The 16,646-nt window shown below is 32.0% G+C and carries 19 protein-coding genes and 1 tRNA gene; 7 read left to right on the forward strand and 13 right to left on the reverse strand.

Going from position 1 to position 16,646, the window contains the following annotated elements:
• Positions 1 to 65: 65 nt before the first annotated feature.
• From C8C85_RS09415 to C8C85_RS09430, 3 genes are all read right to left on the reverse strand, one after another.
• Complete coding sequence (locus C8C85_RS09415) at positions 66 to 323, reverse strand: hypothetical protein (protein ID WP_116796851.1); 258 nt, start codon at positions 321 to 323, stop codon at positions 66 to 68.
• 175 nt (positions 324 to 498) lie between these two features.
• Positions 499 to 1,308, reverse strand: coding sequence for a LytR/AlgR family response regulator transcription factor (locus tag C8C85_RS09425; RefSeq protein WP_116796853.1), 810 nt, complete (start codon positions 1,306 to 1,308; stop codon positions 499 to 501).
• A gap of 309 nt (positions 1,309 to 1,617) precedes the next feature.
• The gene (locus tag C8C85_RS09430; protein WP_116796854.1) at positions 1,618 to 3,159 is read right to left on the reverse strand and encodes a glycine--tRNA ligase; all 1,542 of its coding nucleotides are present in this window, start codon (positions 3,157 to 3,159) and stop codon (positions 1,618 to 1,620) included.
• Between the two features lie 96 nt (positions 3,160 to 3,255).
• Here C8C85_RS09430 and C8C85_RS09435 point away from each other — a divergent pair, with 96 nt between their 5' ends.
• Entirely contained in the window at positions 3,256 to 3,939 is a 684-nt protein-coding gene (locus C8C85_RS09435; protein ID WP_116796855.1) for a ComF family protein, read from the forward strand.
• A 141-nt stretch (positions 3,940 to 4,080) separates the two neighbouring features.
• On the opposite strand, the gene C8C85_RS09440 is transcribed toward C8C85_RS09435, so the two are convergent.
• Genes C8C85_RS09440 through C8C85_RS09450 form a run of 4 tightly spaced genes read right to left on the reverse strand, consistent with a single transcriptional unit; the run spans position 4,081 to position 8,261 of the window.
• Positions 4,081 to 6,342: a hypothetical protein gene (locus C8C85_RS09440; RefSeq protein WP_116796856.1), complete on the reverse strand. Its 2,262-nt coding sequence runs from the start codon at positions 6,340 to 6,342 to the stop codon at positions 4,081 to 4,083.
• Positions 6,302 to 7,306 (reverse strand): hypothetical protein, encoded by a 1,005-nt coding sequence (locus tag C8C85_RS09445; protein WP_116796857.1) that lies wholly within the window; start codon positions 7,304 to 7,306, stop codon positions 6,302 to 6,304. The genes C8C85_RS09440 and C8C85_RS09445 overlap by 41 nt, the downstream gene beginning before the upstream one ends.
• Positions 7,307 to 7,329: 23 nt before the next feature.
• On the reverse strand, positions 7,330 to 7,500 hold the full coding sequence (locus C8C85_RS18455) for a hypothetical protein (RefSeq protein ID WP_165818112.1): 171 nt from the start codon (positions 7,498 to 7,500) through the stop codon (positions 7,330 to 7,332).
• Positions 7,501 to 7,502: 2 nt separating this feature from the next.
• Entirely contained in the window at positions 7,503 to 8,261 is a 759-nt protein-coding gene (locus C8C85_RS09450; RefSeq protein WP_116796858.1) for an enoyl-CoA hydratase/isomerase family protein, read from the reverse strand.
• A gap of 125 nt (positions 8,262 to 8,386) precedes the next feature.
• Between C8C85_RS09450 and C8C85_RS09455 the strand changes: the two genes are divergently transcribed.
• The 4 genes from C8C85_RS09455 (at position 8,387) to C8C85_RS09470 (ending at position 11,447) form a co-directional block, all read left to right on the forward strand.
• A tRNA-Ala gene (locus C8C85_RS09455) sits at positions 8,387 to 8,460 on the forward strand.
• 125 nt (positions 8,461 to 8,585) lie between these two features.
• Positions 8,586 to 9,425 (forward strand): hypothetical protein, encoded by an 840-nt coding sequence (locus C8C85_RS09460; protein ID WP_116796859.1) that lies wholly within the window; start codon positions 8,586 to 8,588, stop codon positions 9,423 to 9,425.
• A gap of 244 nt (positions 9,426 to 9,669) precedes the next feature.
• Entirely contained in the window at positions 9,670 to 9,966 is a 297-nt protein-coding gene (locus C8C85_RS09465) for a helix-turn-helix domain-containing protein (RefSeq protein WP_116796860.1), read from the forward strand.
• Positions 9,963 to 11,447 carry a primase-helicase family protein gene (locus C8C85_RS09470; protein ID WP_116796861.1) on the forward strand — a complete coding sequence of 495 codons (1,485 nt, stop codon included), beginning with the start codon at positions 9,963 to 9,965 and terminating at the stop codon, positions 11,445 to 11,447. The genes C8C85_RS09465 and C8C85_RS09470 overlap by 4 nt, the downstream gene beginning before the upstream one ends.
• A 160-nt stretch (positions 11,448 to 11,607) precedes the next feature.
• Here the strand turns inward: C8C85_RS09470 and C8C85_RS09475 are convergent, their stop codons facing one another.
• The 4 genes from C8C85_RS09475 to C8C85_RS09490 form a co-directional block, all read right to left on the reverse strand.
• Entirely contained in the window at positions 11,608 to 12,009 is a 402-nt protein-coding gene (locus C8C85_RS09475) for a hypothetical protein (RefSeq protein WP_116796862.1), read from the reverse strand.
• Positions 12,010 to 12,072: 63 nt separating this feature from the next.
• The gene (locus tag C8C85_RS09480; protein WP_116796863.1) at positions 12,073 to 12,675 is read right to left on the reverse strand and encodes a hypothetical protein; all 603 of its coding nucleotides are present in this window, start codon (positions 12,673 to 12,675) and stop codon (positions 12,073 to 12,075) included.
• Positions 12,676 to 12,690: 15 nt separating this feature from the next.
• Positions 12,691 to 13,197 carry a hypothetical protein gene (locus C8C85_RS09485; protein ID WP_116796864.1) on the reverse strand — a complete coding sequence of 169 codons (507 nt, stop codon included), beginning with the start codon at positions 13,195 to 13,197 and terminating at the stop codon, positions 12,691 to 12,693.
• A gap of 29 nt (positions 13,198 to 13,226) precedes the next feature.
• The gene (locus C8C85_RS09490; RefSeq protein WP_116796865.1) at positions 13,227 to 13,691 is read right to left on the reverse strand and encodes a hypothetical protein; all 465 of its coding nucleotides are present in this window, start codon (positions 13,689 to 13,691) and stop codon (positions 13,227 to 13,229) included.
• 106 nt (positions 13,692 to 13,797) lie between these two features.
• Between C8C85_RS09490 and C8C85_RS09495 the strand changes: the two genes are divergently transcribed.
• Positions 13,798 to 14,034 carry a helix-turn-helix domain-containing protein gene (locus tag C8C85_RS09495; protein WP_116796866.1) on the forward strand — a complete coding sequence of 79 codons (237 nt, stop codon included), beginning with the start codon at positions 13,798 to 13,800 and terminating at the stop codon, positions 14,032 to 14,034.
• A 131-nt stretch (positions 14,035 to 14,165) separates the two neighbouring features.
• Here C8C85_RS09495 and C8C85_RS09500 read toward each other — a convergent pair whose 3' ends face one another.
• Positions 14,166 to 14,600: a RadC family protein gene (locus C8C85_RS09500; RefSeq protein ID WP_116796867.1), complete on the reverse strand. Its 435-nt coding sequence runs from the start codon at positions 14,598 to 14,600 to the stop codon at positions 14,166 to 14,168.
• 149 nt (positions 14,601 to 14,749) lie between these two features.
• On the reverse strand, positions 14,750 to 15,145 hold the full coding sequence (locus C8C85_RS09505; RefSeq protein WP_116798446.1) for a hypothetical protein: 396 nt from the start codon (positions 15,143 to 15,145) through the stop codon (positions 14,750 to 14,752).
• A 674-nt stretch (positions 15,146 to 15,819) separates the two neighbouring features.
• Between C8C85_RS09505 and C8C85_RS09510 the strand changes: the two genes are divergently transcribed.
• Positions 15,820 to 16,461, forward strand: a complete 642-nt coding sequence (locus tag C8C85_RS09510) for a hypothetical protein (protein ID WP_116796868.1) — start codon at positions 15,820 to 15,822, stop codon at positions 16,459 to 16,461.
• Positions 16,462 to 16,646 lie beyond the last annotated feature (185 nt).

Below are 16,646 nucleotides of genomic sequence, written 5' to 3' on the forward strand. Positions count from 1 at the left end.
AACTTTTCATATAAAAAAAAGGCTGCCAAATAAATGACAGCCTTTCTTATTATTTAAAATCTTTTTTAGTCTATTTTTTTTCCTCCTCCAGAATCTTGCCCTCCATTTCCATCAATATCGGATAATTGTTTCATCGCAGAGTTAGAAGAATTACCGATATAATCTAATTTTCTAGTTCTTCCTGAATCTTGTCCTCCATTCCCATCAATTGATGTGATTACTGCATTATCAGCAATTGAAGAAGTTGAAATTTTTGGAGAAGCAAATGAAGTTGTTGCCAATACTAATGTAAATAATCCGATAGTTAAGATAGCTTTTTTCATGATTTTTGGGCTTTTATGTTGTTGTTATTTTTTACGTTTTTAATTCCGTTTGTGTTGGAATTCTTTTGTAAAACTAAACAGGAAGCCGCAATAATCAATTCAAAAAAAGGCGTTTATGGTCAATGGTATTCGTTTGATAGTGAATGGATAGCAATTCAGGGCAAACGACTATTTCTTAGGTTTCGATATAATTTTCATTGGCAAATTCACTAATTATAAAGTCAATATTGGTTTTGTAAGATTTCGAGAATGGAAGCTTTATTGTGGTTTTCTTGATGTAGCACAAAGAGTTTCCGGTATGAATTCTGGAGATATAATTCCGATTTACAATATAACTATTGTGGATTCGTATAAAAGGATTGGTCAAGACGGTTTCAAAATGTTTCAGTGTCTTGAAAGCCGTTATCATTTCGCCGTTTTTTAAATGAATATCGGTAGAATTATTGTCGGCTTGAAAATAACATATCTCATCAGAATCAATATATCTATGGTCGCCATAGGATTTGACGCATAGGATAAATGATTTTTTGTTGTTTTTTGATTCTACATTTTCTAGATTTCGTTTTTCTCGGGCATTTGGATTTTGAACAAGAACAACTTCGTCTTCTGTATTTATTTTATTTAATTTATGAATCAGTTTTACAAAATCGATAACTAATAAGGGTTTCAATAAATAATCGATGACTTCATATTTGATACAGTCGAAAGCAAAATCTTTTTTCTTTGTGGTAATGACAATTTTTGGTAATTCTTTTAAATACATCATTAATCCATTGATTAGTTGTAAGGAGAGATTACTATTTTTATCGATTGGATCTATTTCTAAGAAGATGAGCTTGGGCATATGCTCTAAAATTAGATTTACGCCATCAGCATAATTATCAGTGGAAGCAAGAAAATTTAATTCCGAAAATTCGCTGGCAATTGCCTTTGTTTTCAAAACGCTTTCTGGGTCGTCATCTATAATAATGTAGGTGTAATTCATTTTTTAAAACTTAATTTTAATGCTTTATTTTTGTCTTTTTTAAATTTATAACTTTCTTATTTTAAATAATGCTCCAAAAAGAATAGAATGACTGAAGTAAAAAAATAGATAATTGTGTTATAAATCGAAATAAAAGTAGTCAAATTTATCTTTTTTCAATACAATTTGGCTAAAAATTGTTTAAAAACTAAATTGTATCCAGTTGTTAATTAAATGTATACGCTTAATGATAAGTGTTCTTCAATGATTTATAAGCAAAAAAAATGCTTCCCAATTGAGAAGCACTTTTTATATATTATAATGAAATGATTACATTTTCATTAACCAGTTTTTCATCGAAACTTCATTTTCGATGATTGATTTTAAGTCGGCAATAGCTACACGATCTTGTTTCATCGTATCTCTATGACGAATGGTTACCGTTTGGTCTTCAATTGTCTGGTGATCCACTGTAATACAGAATGGAGTTCCCAGCGCATCTTGTCTTCTGTAACGTCTTCCTACTGCATCTTTTTCATCATAGGCCACATTGAAATCCCATTTTAAATCATCAATGATTTTTTTGGAAATTTCAGGTAAGCCGTCTTTTTTAACCAAAGGTAAAACGGCCGCTTTTGTAGGTGCAAGAACTGCTGGTAATTTTAATACTGTTCTGGTTGATCCGTCTTCTAGCGTTTCTTCTTTTAGGGAAGTAGCGAAAACAGCCAAGAACATTCTGTCCAAACCAACAGAAGTTTCTACTACATAAGGAACATAGTTTTGGTTCAATTCAGCGTCAAAATACTGTAATTTTCTACCTGAAAACTGTTCGTGTGCTTTTAAGTCAAAATCAGTTCTCGAGTGAATTCCTTCTAATTCTTTGAATCCAAAAGGAAAATTGAATTCGATATCGGCAGCTGCATTAGCGTAGTGAGCCAATTTTTCGTGATCGTGAAAACGGTAGTTTTCTCTTCCTAATCCTAGAGATAAATGCCAGTTTAAACGAGTGGTTTTCCAATGTTCGTACCATTGCATTTCTTCACCTGGACGCACAAAAAATTGCATTTCCATTTGTTCAAACTCACGCATACGGAAGATAAATTGTCTTGCAACGATTTCGTTTCTGAAGGCTTTTCCTGTTTGGGCAATTCCAAAAGGAACTTTCATTCTTCCTGATTTTTGTACGTTCAAGAAATTTACAAAAATACCTTGTGCCGTTTCAGGACGTAAATATAAATCCATTGCCGTATCTGCAGAAGCTCCTAGTTTGGTGCCAAACATCAAGTTGAATTGACGCACTTCAGTCCAATTTCTAGAACCTGTTTCAGGATCTGCAATTTCCAGTTCTTCGATTAATGCTTTTACATCTTCCAAGTCACCAGCTCCTAAAGAACGTCCCATTCTTTCCAGAATTTCTCTTTCTTTGGATAGATATTCTACGACTCTAGCATTGGTTGTGATGAATTCTTGTTCATTAAAAGCCTCTCCAAAACGCGCTTTCGCTTTTTCGATTTCTTTTTTCGCTTTTAGATTTAACTTTTCAGCATAATCTTCAATCAAAACATCGGCTCTGTATCTTCTTTTGGAATCTTTGTTATCTATTAATGGATCGTTGAAGGCATCAACGTGACCAGATGCTTTCCAAGTTGTTGGGTGCATCAATATTGCCGCGTCCAATCCTACGATGTTCTCGTTCATTTGAACCATCGATTTCCACCAATATTCGCGTATGTTCTTTTTTAATTCTACTCCGTTTTGTGCATAATCATAGACTGCACTTAAACCATCGTATATTTCGCTTGACGGAAAAATAAATCCGTATTCTTTTGCGTGCGAAACTACATTCTTAAATAAATCTTCTTGTTTTGCCATAGTGATGCAAAAATATAAAAAGGGAAATTAAAAAAAGAAAAAAAATGAAGTTTGAATAGGAGGTTTTCTTATTTTTATGGATAAATCAATTTTTTTATGCTTAATTCCTTGATTAATTTATTTTTTCCAAAGGTTTGCGCTGGCTGTAAATCATTTATAGGTACTAATGAATATATAATTTGTACGGTTTGCCGACATGAATTACCTCTGACGAACCATCATTTGAACCCCGTAAATGAAGCATTCAAAAAGTTTTATGGTCGAATACCGGTTGAACACGTTTCGGCATTACTGTATTTTCATAAAAAAGGAATGGTTCAGGAACTGATTCATAATTTGAAGTACAAAGGACATGAAGAAATAGGAAGTTTTTTGGGCGAATGGTATGCATCCGATTTGAAAGACTGTTCAGTTGTCAAGGATGTTGATGTTATTATTCCCGTGCCATTGCATAAAAAACGTTTGAAAGAACGAGGATATAATCAGGTTACGAATTTTGGACTGGCCTTGTCCGAGAATTTTGAAATTCCGTTGAACAACACCATTCTAAAGCGGAAAGTGTATTCTAAAACACAATCAAAGAAAAACCTTTTAGGAAGAACGGAAGGAATTGAAACGGTTTTTGACGTTGCCTTCACTGAAGAAGATGCTAATAAACATTATCTGCTGATTGATGATGTGCTGACTACAGGCGCCACTCTCGAAGCCTGTTCAAAAGCATTACTGAAAATTCCAGGGGCCAAGATTAGCATTGTTTGCATGGCAATGGCGCATTCTTGATTTTTCTTGAATATAACTCTCTTAAGTTTGAGATTATTTTTCTGGCAGAGACGCAAAGGCGCAAAGTTTAAACCCATTTTCTTTGCGTCTTAGCGCCTTTGCGAGAGACAGATTAAGTAAAATCCTTGCGTGAAATCTCGTCTATTTTTGGACGTAGGTTTTGAAATACCCGCATTCGTTGATGATTTCTTTATAGTATTTGGTTTTTGAGTAATTGGCTTTTATGTTTTTGAAGCCCTGCCAAGCTATAAAATTGGTTTGGTCGTCTTGGATATCCCAAGTGGATAAATTAAGCGAATAGTATTTTTTGTTGTAATAATCGTTTCGTTCACATTTGGCCATCATGTATTGAGTTTTGGCTTTTTGTTCATTGTTTTTAGCAGCTAAAAATGCTTTTTCATAATAGGCTTTCGCCAAAGAACTATTGGTAATCATGTCTCGAATTGGATCTCTGAAAAAGTCGGGAGTAGAACCGTATCCGGCAATATTACCTTCATAAAACAGTCGGCCGTTGCCAAAATGCGTGATGTTGTAAAACGCATTTCCAAGTAAAAGACTATTATTGTACACATCGACTTGTTTGGTCACATTGTCCTGCATTTTTTGGATAATGGTAAGGAAATCAAGCATACTGTACTTCTTTTTTTGAGGGGCCTGATGGTCACAATCGTGGCAGTCTTTGATGTTGCCAAGAAATGGATTTCCATAAAAAACGGTGTTTTGGAGCTTATCCGATTGTTTCATAAACGCAATGGCTTCGGGGATTTTGTTTGCGAAAGTGGCTTTAACTCCTTGAAAATAGTTAATATCAGCCAGTTTAATTTCGTAAAAAGAAGCGCCAATTTTTTCGATTTCGGTTTTGTTTGTTTTGGATAAAAAAGCCTTCATCTCGAGCAGTTGTTTTTCATTGTCATAAAAACCGGAATCGTGATTGAAAATTTCGGTCATTACGGTATTTTTTTGAGAGCGGTATAATGCTGCCAAATAGTTTTTGCTCCATGCAGAAGCATTTTCATAGCGGAAATTTTCAACAGAGCCTTTAGGCAATTCAAAATACAACCAGGATAAATCAGCCAAGATGGTTTTTTCGTTTTCTGGATTCAGTTGGTCAATTTTGCTGAGGTTGTTTACAAAACGTAACAATCGTACTTGATTAATGGCCAAAGGGGTTTTGGGCATTTTGTTTTCGGCTTTGTCAAAATCTTTATCAGCTTGTTTGAAATTTCCGTTTAGTGTTTCCAAATAACCAGCAGCCACATTCCATAAATAAGGTTTGGATGTTTTATCCGATTCTGCAATTTTGGTAACCAAATTGATAGTCGATTTGTTGATGCTGTCCTTGGTTCTTTTTTTGTTTTCAAGAACAGTTTTGTCTTTGAACGATTGATCTATTTTATTTTCCTGGTTATTGATTAATCGGGTCAATAAAAAATCAAGGTGTTGGTTTTTTGGCTGCAGTTTATAGATTTCGGCTATGGCTTTCTCATCGTCATTGTAATAGCCTTGAATGGCCCAAAGTGCTGCTTTTTCATCATCGCTTTTAGCCATTGACAACGATTGTTTCCAGTCTTTTTGTTCTTGTGGATGAAAACAATAGGCCGAAACCACTCTCATAGAAGGGCATTTGTCAAAAACCTGACTGTAAAGAAAATTGGATTTGGCATAATGTTTTTGCTTGTATTCAATTCCTGCGATATAGGCCAATGCTCTGTAATATAGAGTGTTTTTGGGCGCTAATTTTTCTGTTTGGTTAAAGAAAGTAACTCCGTTTACTTGTTTGTCACTGTAAAAACTAGCTTTTATGGCCAGAAACCAATACCTGTTTTTTAGGAAAGGATCTTTAGTGTCACCGTATTTTTTTTCTATTGATTTGATCCAATTAGTATCAGTTAAAAGCTGAGGTTTTGTTGTTTCGTCATAATTCCAAGAATCGAATTGTTGCGTAGAATAGGTTTCAACAATTTGGGCATCATTCAAAAACAATAGAAAGTTCTTTATTTTACTATCGTTTATTTCAAATTTTTTACTCCATTTTTCAGTCCATTTATTTGTTTTTCCTTTCTTATAATAAATGTTCAAATCGGCTACATCTGTACTGCTTGAGTCAGTCAGGAAAAAAGTTAAGTCTTTCTCGTTTATTTTACCTTCTAGATACGTCGACCAGTCTTTTATATTCTCGGAGTTAAATCGTGTGCGATGTTCAGTGTCAAAACCAATTCCATAAAAAATATCAGTAGATAAGAAAAGAGGCGAGTAGGACTTGTCCACAAAGGTTTCTGGCGTGAAGTTGGAGTCAAATGACCAACCCCAATCTCCATCTGCACAGGCATAAATAGTACCGTAAACTAAAAGAGTAAGGGCGCTAAAAGCAATCAATAATTTTTTCAAAAAGTCCTTCTTCATAATTTTTTAAATTGAATTCGTCAAGATCATAAAAGATAATTTCTTTTGGATTTTGAACTGTATTTTCTTCAAGGTTATTTGCCATTTCAAGCAAATCATTTTCTGATATTGTTTCTATTTTTATTTGGTCATTTTTTTTGTAAAAAACACCGTCTTTAAAATCGGAATGTGCAACTACAAACCAATTCTTTTTTGTAAGAACAAAACTACTGTTATTTTTTAGATTTTTGACATTAATTTTGTTTCTTAAACCAATTATTTTACCGTCTCTTATGTGAATTCCCCATGAATAAATAGGCAATGCAATATCTATAGGTAGAGGGTAGTTTTTTAGACTTGATAAATAACGATTGGCAATGTTTAAATCGTATATCGAATTTAAAGAATCGGTGGCTATTTTACCCATATTGTAGTACATAAGGACGCCGCGGTCTACATTTGGGATTTTTGTTTTCTTGAAATATTTTATCTGATGGAGTCGAATGGTTGCCGATAGTTTTTTATTGGAAATCTTCTTAAAAGCATCTATAAATCGCAAGTAATTGTCTTTGCTTTCAAGAGTCCAATCACAATCGATTTGGATTTCCTGAATGGTAATATTGTTTTTTAAGTTGATTTGCTGAATGAAACTATTTGTTTTTTGAGCCAAATCCAACACATTTAATTTCTTGTCGAGCATCACCTTATTTTTGATATACACAACGGGAATGATTTCATAACCAGAAGTTGTATTCTCAAAACGGATTGGAGTTCTTGGAAACGGTTTTTGAGTTTTTGGACTTAAGTCAATATCAAAATACCGAATGTAAAGTCTCTTAACTTCGTTTGTAGTCAGGGTGTTTTTTTCTTTTGGCGAAAGCCTAAAAATGGTTTTCCAATAATAAAAAGAGATTGTAGGCTTCTCCTGTTGTTGGCAGGAAATAAAGAGACAGAGGATAACACCAAAAAGAATTATTTTTTTCAAAGATAAATTGTTTTTCAAAGGGGTTACTCTTTTCTGTTTTTGGCTCGAGTGTAAGTCCAATAGGCTAATAAAACCAATATAACAAAAGGCAGATAGGAACCAATAAGAACACCAATTTGATAGCCATCATTGGGAGCATTTTTAATTTTTTCGTTAATGTTTACCTTTTGAAGGAGTAAAATGAAAGCAGTCATTGTTATTTAATTAAAGCGTTTTTTGTAAAATCGGATAAGACTAGTCTACCGGAAATGGCTGCTCTTTCCTTTAAAAGTTTATCCCAATGTGCAGTTCCTTCCCAAAAGACTTTTTTCATTTCGGCAAGTGCTTCTGGATTGTAATGGGATAATTTTTTAGAGAAAGCGGTTATTTCAAGGTCCAGTTCTTCCTGAGTTTCCATTACTTTGGCATATAATCCTTTTTGGTGAGCCCAGGATGCGGCTTTCCATTCGTGTGCGGCCAAAGTCATTTCGGACATTGCTGTTTTTCCAATTTTTCTGCTTACGGCTGGTTCAATAACAAAAGGACCGATCCCAATGGCCAATTCAGATAATTTGACAGCACTTTCCTGGGTTGCAATTACATAGTCACAAGCTGCAATAATGCCAACACCGCCACCTACAGCTTTTCCTTGAATGCGTCCTATAATTATTTTTTTGCAAGAGCGCATGGAATTAATCAAATTGGCAAATCCAGAAAAAAAACGAGTACCTTCATCAAGAGTGCTTACAGCCAGTAATTCATCAAAGGAAGCGCCTGCACAAAAAGCGCCGATGCCTTCACTTTTTAAAACAATTACTGAAATTTCGGGATTATCACTCAAAAAAGTAAGTTCATTGGTCAATCGGTCCAACAATACTCTGGGGAAAGAGTTACTGGCGGGATGACCAAACTGCACCGTAGCGATTTTGTTTTCTATGGTTGTTAAGAGTGTTCCGTTTTTATCAGGTGTAAGCATAAGGCGTATTTTGATGTAAAGTTAAAAAAGTAACCGAAGCAAAATGTTATTTTTTTGGATTTAAAGAATAGTCTTTTTGAAATTTGCATATTCCTATAATTATATGTTATATTTGCGGCATCGTTGGGGGATTAGCTCATTTGGCTAGAGCGCTTGCCTGGCAGGCAAGAGGTGGTCGGTTCGAATCCGATATTCTCCACATCTAATTATAAAGCACTTATAGAGATATAGGTGCTTTTGTTTTTTCTACGGGTACAACATAGGTACAACAAATTTACGATTCCTAATTATTTATGTTTTCTTCAATTTTATTACTTTTGAAATATGGAAAATGAAAACAAATACATCTGGAGTAATTTAAAAAATGGGACTTATTCTAAATTAGCATCAGATATTCCTACTGTAGAATACAATACAATTCCATTTCGTAACATTGTGATTTCAGATAATGTATTTATTTTAAATTTTCACAAAAGCTACAAAAAAGTAATCATTCCAAAAAAGATAGAATCTTTATTTATATCGCTTTTAGATAAATATGAGCTATCTAAATTTCTTGAGGAATTTATCATTTTAAGTTGTGCTAGTCAAAAATCTTTTATTGATAATATAGGTACAAAAGCAGAACTGAAGCGTGACGTTTTATTGCAAGATTTTAATAATATGAAAAAGGATTATGCCGAATTCTTAAATGTTATTGGGATATACTTATCTTCCGAGTCAAAAAACAAAACTAATACTATTTCATTTAAACCTGATGCCGCTCCTACAGTATCGATTAATAACTTCTTTGTCTTAAATGATATCTACGACACTATATGTAAAGGACTAGACATTACAAAAGAGAATTTTTTAGAGCGTAAAGAAGAGCTATTAGACTTAAAAAATAATATCTCTGTGAGACATTATAGTGAAGTGGTCAAAACAAGCATAGTTGTCAATTTATATGAGTTTGCTTTAAAGAGTAGTAAACGACGTAGTGATTCCCTTCGATTTGTAGGATGCTTTCTCCATATATCACAAATCCCTACCAATAGTGAAGAAATAGATAAAAAAATAGATATTGATTTATTCAATGATATTGATTTATTCTTAAAATCTATTGAGATTAAAAATTTAGCTCATTACATAAACATAAAGCGCCAAAAAAGGTTTCGTCTTTAATCAGCTGAATTTCTTGAGACTATATTTCGAGGTTTCAAGGAAAAGTTTGTAAACCTAAGGCTTCCGTAAAACTAATAATTTGCCCTCTTCCCATTGGTACCCAGATGCTATGCTTCGGTAGTTCATTTTGAAACAAATTCAGCACCATTTTTACAATTTGATGTTTCAAATTCTTCCTTCCTTCAATTATACCTTTGCAGGACAAAATGGGAGAATCCTGTTTTGTTAATTAAAATTTAAACTTATGGATAACATAAATTTTATCAAAGAGATGAAGGGAACTGAGAGACTTAATCAGGATTTGGGTTTTCTTGCCAAAGAAGTATTAAGCTTCAAGGAAGCATTAGCTCTGCTGGACATATCTGCCAGTATGCTGTACAAGTTAACTCACAAAAGAGCTATTAATTTCTATAAACCAAGTGGGAAATTAATTTATTTTAAAAAAGAAGATTTAATCAATTGGATGTTAGGCAATAAGCAAGAAACCTGTGTAGATGTTTCAACTCAATTATTTGAAAATTTAAAACTTAGAAGAGCATGAGTGAAATAGCAACTATAGGAAATGAGCTCCAAGATTTAGATAGTTTCAAATTCTACACGGAAACACAAACTGATAATGGAGTAAAGGTTAAAATTAAAATAGCTAAAGTGATTGAGTTTTGGGAAAATAGAGGTTTTAGAACATTAAAACTGCCCAAAGGAAGTTATGAACTGGTAAAAATCAAATCTAGGAGTATTATTTGCTTAGCAACTGAAAAAGAATTGATGCAGGAGATAAAACATCAATTACTTACTATAGACAATAAACCCAATGTTTGGGAAGTATTCATGGAGGGAGATTACATAACAAAAAGGTCAAATTTAGCCTTGAATATGATTACAGAATTTAAATTAAACTCCTGCGATTCAAAAACAGCATATTTCTTTTTCAAAAATGGAATATTGAAAGTCATGAAAGATACAAAGGAATTAATTCAATATGAAGATTATGATGGTTACGTTTTTGAAAACCAAATTATTGACCATTCAATAGTAATACTGGGAGAAAAGGACTATTTAAAATCTGAATTTGACGTGTTTTTAAAAAAAGTTTCTAATAATAATTTGGAAAGATACAACCATTTAACTAGCGCATTAGGCTATATAATTCATGGATATAAAGACCCTTCATTTACTAAAGCTCTAATACTTGTTGACGAAACGGTAGATTTTTCGGGGGAAGCCAATGGAGGCACAGGTAAGTCAATTATTGGAAAAGCAGTTAGTTTTATGACTTCTACATTGACAAAAGATGGTAAAAGTCTTAATACTAAGGGAAATAAGTTTTTCTACCAAGATTTAAATTTAAGCCACAAAATACTGAATCTGGATGATGTCACTAAAGACTTGAATTTTGAGGATTTTTATTCTGTTGTTACTGGAGAACTACCCATTGAAGAAAAATATAAGTCTCCATATAAGATCCCCTTTGAATTAAGCCCTAAATTAATGATAAGTTCAAATTATATGGTTAAGGGCTCTGGGGGAAATTCTGACGAGAGAAGAAGGGTTGAAATTGAAATTTTCCCATATTATTCAATAGAATTTTCTCCTATGGATGATTTTAAGAAAAGATTGTTTGATGATTGGGATGAGACTGAAATGAATTGTTTCTGCAATGATATGGCGAGCTATAGCCAAAAATTTATGATAAATGGCATTATGACCGCAAATCCAATAAATTTAAAGGAAAACAAGCTCAAAATGGAAACAGATATTTCTTTTGTTGAATTTGTAGATATGGATATTGTTTTTAATTCTGGTCAAATAAAAGTTACCAAAAACAAACAATTACTTTATAATTTATTTAGAGAAAAACACCCTGCAGAAAGTAGGAACTTAAGTGCTATGATGTTTAAAAAATGGCTAGATTTATGGGGTAAAGCTAGGGGACTTGAGGTTTTGCACAGAAAAAGTGATGGCAACTCTTTAGTTGATTTCTTTAAAAAAATAGACTCTAATACAGACACAGTGAAGCAGTGACACTATTTTCCTAAACCTTAATTTTAAAGAGACTGTCCTTTTGTGGATGGTCTCTTTTTTATTAGTGTGAACAAGATGCGAACCTGTAACACTTCAGGTTATAATGTCAATACTTTACACGATTTGAAAATTTATGTAAACCTATCTGTATCCTTTTTTTTTATCTAATACTTTTTACTAGTTCTTCAATTAAGCTGTAGCTAGCGTAAATAATATACACGTTATTGCTAATGTAAATACAGGATATCTGTGAATCAAGTTTAGTAAATTCTTCAATGCAAATATGATGTTTGATTTCCCTATTTTTAGTAGCAGTAATAGGATTTATGTTTTTATAGAATTGAGAATTTTTGTCTTTGAAAGTTATAATTACAGCTTCTAGTATATCCATGTTAAAAAGAAGTTCAGTTTCATCTGCATGTTTGTTTAGGAACTTATTTAATTCAGTGCCTACATATTTATAGCTGTCATAGTACTCAATTCTGTCCTCTGTTACTTCTAAATCAAATTCCCAATTTTCGTACTGCATTCCTAGTTTAAAAGGTGTGTCTAACGGTTTCATGGTTATTGTGTATAAAAAAACCACCATGTGAGGTGGTTAAATGGATAAATGGAATTTCATTAATTATGGCTTTTTACCTTTCAAATTTTGCACTATAGAGTCTAGAAGAACACTTAAATGGGAAGTAAAAGTAAAATAGTAATTTTCTGATTCTAAACCATAAAAATAGAGTGATTTACCATTGTAATCCATTCTTCCAACATGTACAGCAAAATCTCCAATTTTTTCTATCTTTATTTCAGCGAGTTTAGGGTTTAATCTAATATTATCCTTAACTAAACTGTTTTCTAACCCTTTTATCACTTCATCTACTGAGGTTATAGAAGAAGGCATACCTTTCATTGTTTCTTTAGGTAAAAAATTGAATGTCAATTCTTGGTCACTAGTCTTAAAAGTATAACCACCACCAACACCAATTGCATCTTTGCCATATTTGTCTGTGATCTTATATTTTTCTGGATATCTGATAGTTAATTTATCTATTACAACTGAATCATAATTATACTCTAAATTAGTCTCTTCCCTGTATTTTGCTATATCTCTTTCTGCTGAATTGCCCATCATTTGAACACTCCAGAAGGCAATAATTCCTCCAAGTAACAGGATTAATATAAGTGCTTTGGGCAAAATTTTTACTGTAAGTATTCTTAATTGTTGTTTGTTCATAATTTCTAGTTTGTATTAATAATTTATATAGTTCTCATACTCATCAGAATAGTAGTGACCTTGATAGATTTCTTTAAATTCCCATAGGTAGGGCAATTCATTTTCTTTTAATTCAATGTTCTCTTGATAATATGGTCTTGATGTGATCTTAATTCTAATTGTAGGATGTATTGAAAGTAATTCATTACCATACTGTTTAATATCCTGTACCCATTCAAATACAGCATTTTGGTTGTGTTGTATTCTATAATATTCCTCTAGCAAATTCTTGTAAAAAGCTTCAGTTTTTATATATTGTACATACTTTTCTAGTTCTCTATAAATGTCAATGAAAACACACTCATTATTACGAGTTGGGCAAAGACATGGAAGAACAAATGTTGATTTATTCCTTTGCCATTTCTTCCATTTATGACATTCTGTTTTCTCTATAGACATATTGAAATTGGCACTATTCTCCTTTAGCCAATGATTAATGTAACCTAATTTTAGTGGTTGATTATTTTGAAGTTCTTGAATCATTGTAAAAAACCTTGGTTAGCAATTGTGAATTATATCGAAAAAATTAAATAGTAATCCAAATTAACTACCTGTTTGTCTTCTTTTCTAGTCCTTTGTACATATAAACTTGTTCGAGCAGGAAATTTTTTTGCTATATGCTGGTAATCTAGTGTTTTAAAAAAATAAAGATCTGTTTCAAAATGAAACTCTCCATCAATCAATTGAACTCTTTTATCAATACCTGGTTGGACTAAACTATCAAAAATATTTTCTGTTATTATTCTACCATATGTCCAACTGTCTTCTACCAAAATATCATTTTTATATCTAGGCATAAATCTCAATAATTCATATTTAAATTCTGGATTTGAATTGCTTACTATTTTCTCGAATAATGAATTGAATGTTGAAATAGTAAATTCATTGTCAATTTGAGTGTCAATTTTTCTAATGAAAACAGCTCTATAAGTGAAAAAATGATTTTCACTTAGGTCAAAAGTTTTATTATATTCCATTTTTGGATAATTAATTGTTGAGGCATTTTAATTACTCAACTTGTCATATATGGCATTTATAGGATGCTAATATACCACTTCTTTTGACTTGTCAAATATGTCAAGTATGGAAAAGCTGGAATTACTTAAAAGCATTGGAAAGAACATTAAAAATATTAGAGAGAAGAAAGGCTTAACTCAAGTAGATTTAGTTGGTAAAATGAATGGAGATATTGACACAACTAATATTTCTAGAATTGAATCAGGCAGAACCAATGCTACCTTATATACTCTTTATAGAATTAGCCAAGCTTTGGAAGTTACATTGGAAGAATTGGTTAAACATGAGTCTCCTACAATATAAAATTCAGCTATATTAATATGTGGTAGAAAAAGTAAAAAGTGCATTTTGCATTAAATATGGTCAAATAACAACACGCATACACTTTCACTTTTTTATAAAAACTACCAACATAATAGAGTAATGCTAGGTAATTATAATATACCATTATCGCTAAAGCTGTAATATCCCTCCTTAGTAATAATTAAATGATCTAGTAGATTTAAATCTAGTATTTTACTAGCTTCTTTAAGCCTTTGTGTAATTAACTTATCTGGTTGACTTGGTTCTAAACTCCCACTAGGATGGTTGTGCACAATCACAATACTAGATGCATTACATTTTAAAGCTATTCCAAGAATAATCTTTATATCTACCACTGTTCCTGATACTCCACCTTTGGACAATTCATATATACCTAAGACAATCTGAGCCCTGTTTAGAAGTATAATCTTTACTTCTTCTTGGAATTCTATTAAATCTTGGTTCCATTGTTTTAAAACCAGACTATATAGGATTTGGCTATTAGTGACTTTTATCCTTTCAAGATTAGTGTTTGAATAGGATACTTTGATTTCTGCTACTTCCATAAGATAAAAAAAGTGACAAAGTGATATTGTTTTATAAAAGTAAAACCGGTTTTAAATTCAGATAAATATTTAAATCATTCAAGACTAATATTTATTAAACTTTTTTCTTGGTTACTTCTTCTAAAGTTTATCACTTTGTCACTGTTAATTTAGATTGCAAATTCTTCTTTATGATGACCATTCATTGAGAATGTCTTTTCATCTGCTAGAAGCCTCTGAATTGCTTTGTCTTCTTTGGTGGAGATTGACTCTTCCGGATTGTATACAAACCTATGAGTTAAAGTAACTAGTTCTCCTGTGTCTTTTACCACGTATTCATAAGCCTCACATTCTTGTTTTACAACTCTGCCTGGCATTTCAGTGCCTATAAGTGCTTTACAAGTTTGCTCATCAAATGTGGATGAAATAAATGCTTTCTTTGAGGTGGCATAAAACTGATTAGTTGTTGTAGATTTTACCATTTCAATTCCTCCTGAAAGTTCTAGTACAAAGAATGCTCTACCATTCTCTGTTTGTCTTTGTTTGTAGTCAATAATACGTACCATTGTTTTTGTTTTTGAGTTGAACATTTGCTTAACCTAAAGCATTAGATAGACCTATTAAAATCACAGCTTTCAACTTGGATTTATAAAGCCTAGAGATAATGAATTAGATTAAACACAATCTTTCTAGATCGCCAACATAAGTGAGGGTAATTAGTGTGTGTGTCAGGGGGCTTTAAAAAAATAGAAGAAATATCTGTTTCGATTTATTTTCCTTGCACTTTAAATATACTTAGCTCTAGTAGCAAAGGATTAGGTTTCTAAACTAATATCATATAGATACTTGAATCAAAAAATAGATTTACTTTAAAGTCCTAGAACAACTCTATTGCTAGGGATTTGAATAATTTATTCTAGGATCAAAAAAATAAATTGTTTTAAAATAGGTGGGGGATGATTTCTTTCTAAGGATAAGGCCGGACTGTTTGTGAGGAAGAATACGTGAGTATAAAATTCTTGCTTGAAAAATTTTATAAAAAATTAATTAGGGAATGTTATCTAAACATGTTCAATATATTTAGACAAAATCAACTAATGAAGAAAAACATTTATCTTTGAATTAACTAACAAACATACTCGCTTAGGGAAATTCCTAATTAGTTTGAGTACCTATAAAAATTGTAATTAATAGTTGATGGTAGTGATCAATAAGAATTAGTAAGTAAAACCAAGAACAAATGAGCAAGGAAAAAATAAGTGTAGGCTGTCTACCTTTATTCATTATAGTCCTCATTTTATTTATTATTAGGTTTCAAGTAGCACCTGGAAAATCATGGGAAAGAGTATTTACTGACCTTACTGTTAATCTTTATTGGTTTGGAGTAGGATATATGCTACTAGTGGTAGTAATTAATAAATCTAATGAACCTAGAAAATTAAGTAAAGAAGAAAGCTTAACATTATCTATAGCAGAACACAAAAAGAATATTGAAGAATATATTGATACTAAAGGGCATTTTAAAATAACTTATAAAGTAGATAACTCTGAGTATTTATCTTATCATTTAGTTGAACTATTTAATGCTGAAAAGGAGTTGTCTTATTGTAAATCAAGAGGATGGTCTTTAAACTCATATTCTTTTAATAAAAAATCTGACCATGAGGAAAGAAGAAAGATGATAGCAAAAGTAATAAAAGATAGAGGACTAAATGGCTTTGCATTTTGGGGAGGACTTTATGGAGGACAGGCTTATAGTGTTTATTATGGAATAGGGGAATGCACAGAACCAGGTTGTTATAATCAAGTTACTGAACATTGGCACAAGCTATGTTATAGTTGTTTTAGAGCAAATAATTACAGCGATCAAAATAGATATTAGTTACAAAGTAAATCAGGTAAGTTCATAATTTGGATAACTCCGTGTAGTTTTTTACGTTTTTTTTTTTAGTCTTTTCGGGCATAATTAAAAGTCGTTTTAGTTTTTTAGAAGATTTGGATAGCCAAGGAATTTACTGCTTTTTTACATTGGAATCTAATATTCTTGCGATTTCAACTTACATAGTT

It is taken from the genome of Flavobacterium sp. 103 (assembly GCF_003096795.1).
Classification (GTDB): Bacteria; Bacteroidota; Bacteroidia; order Flavobacteriales; family Flavobacteriaceae; genus Flavobacterium.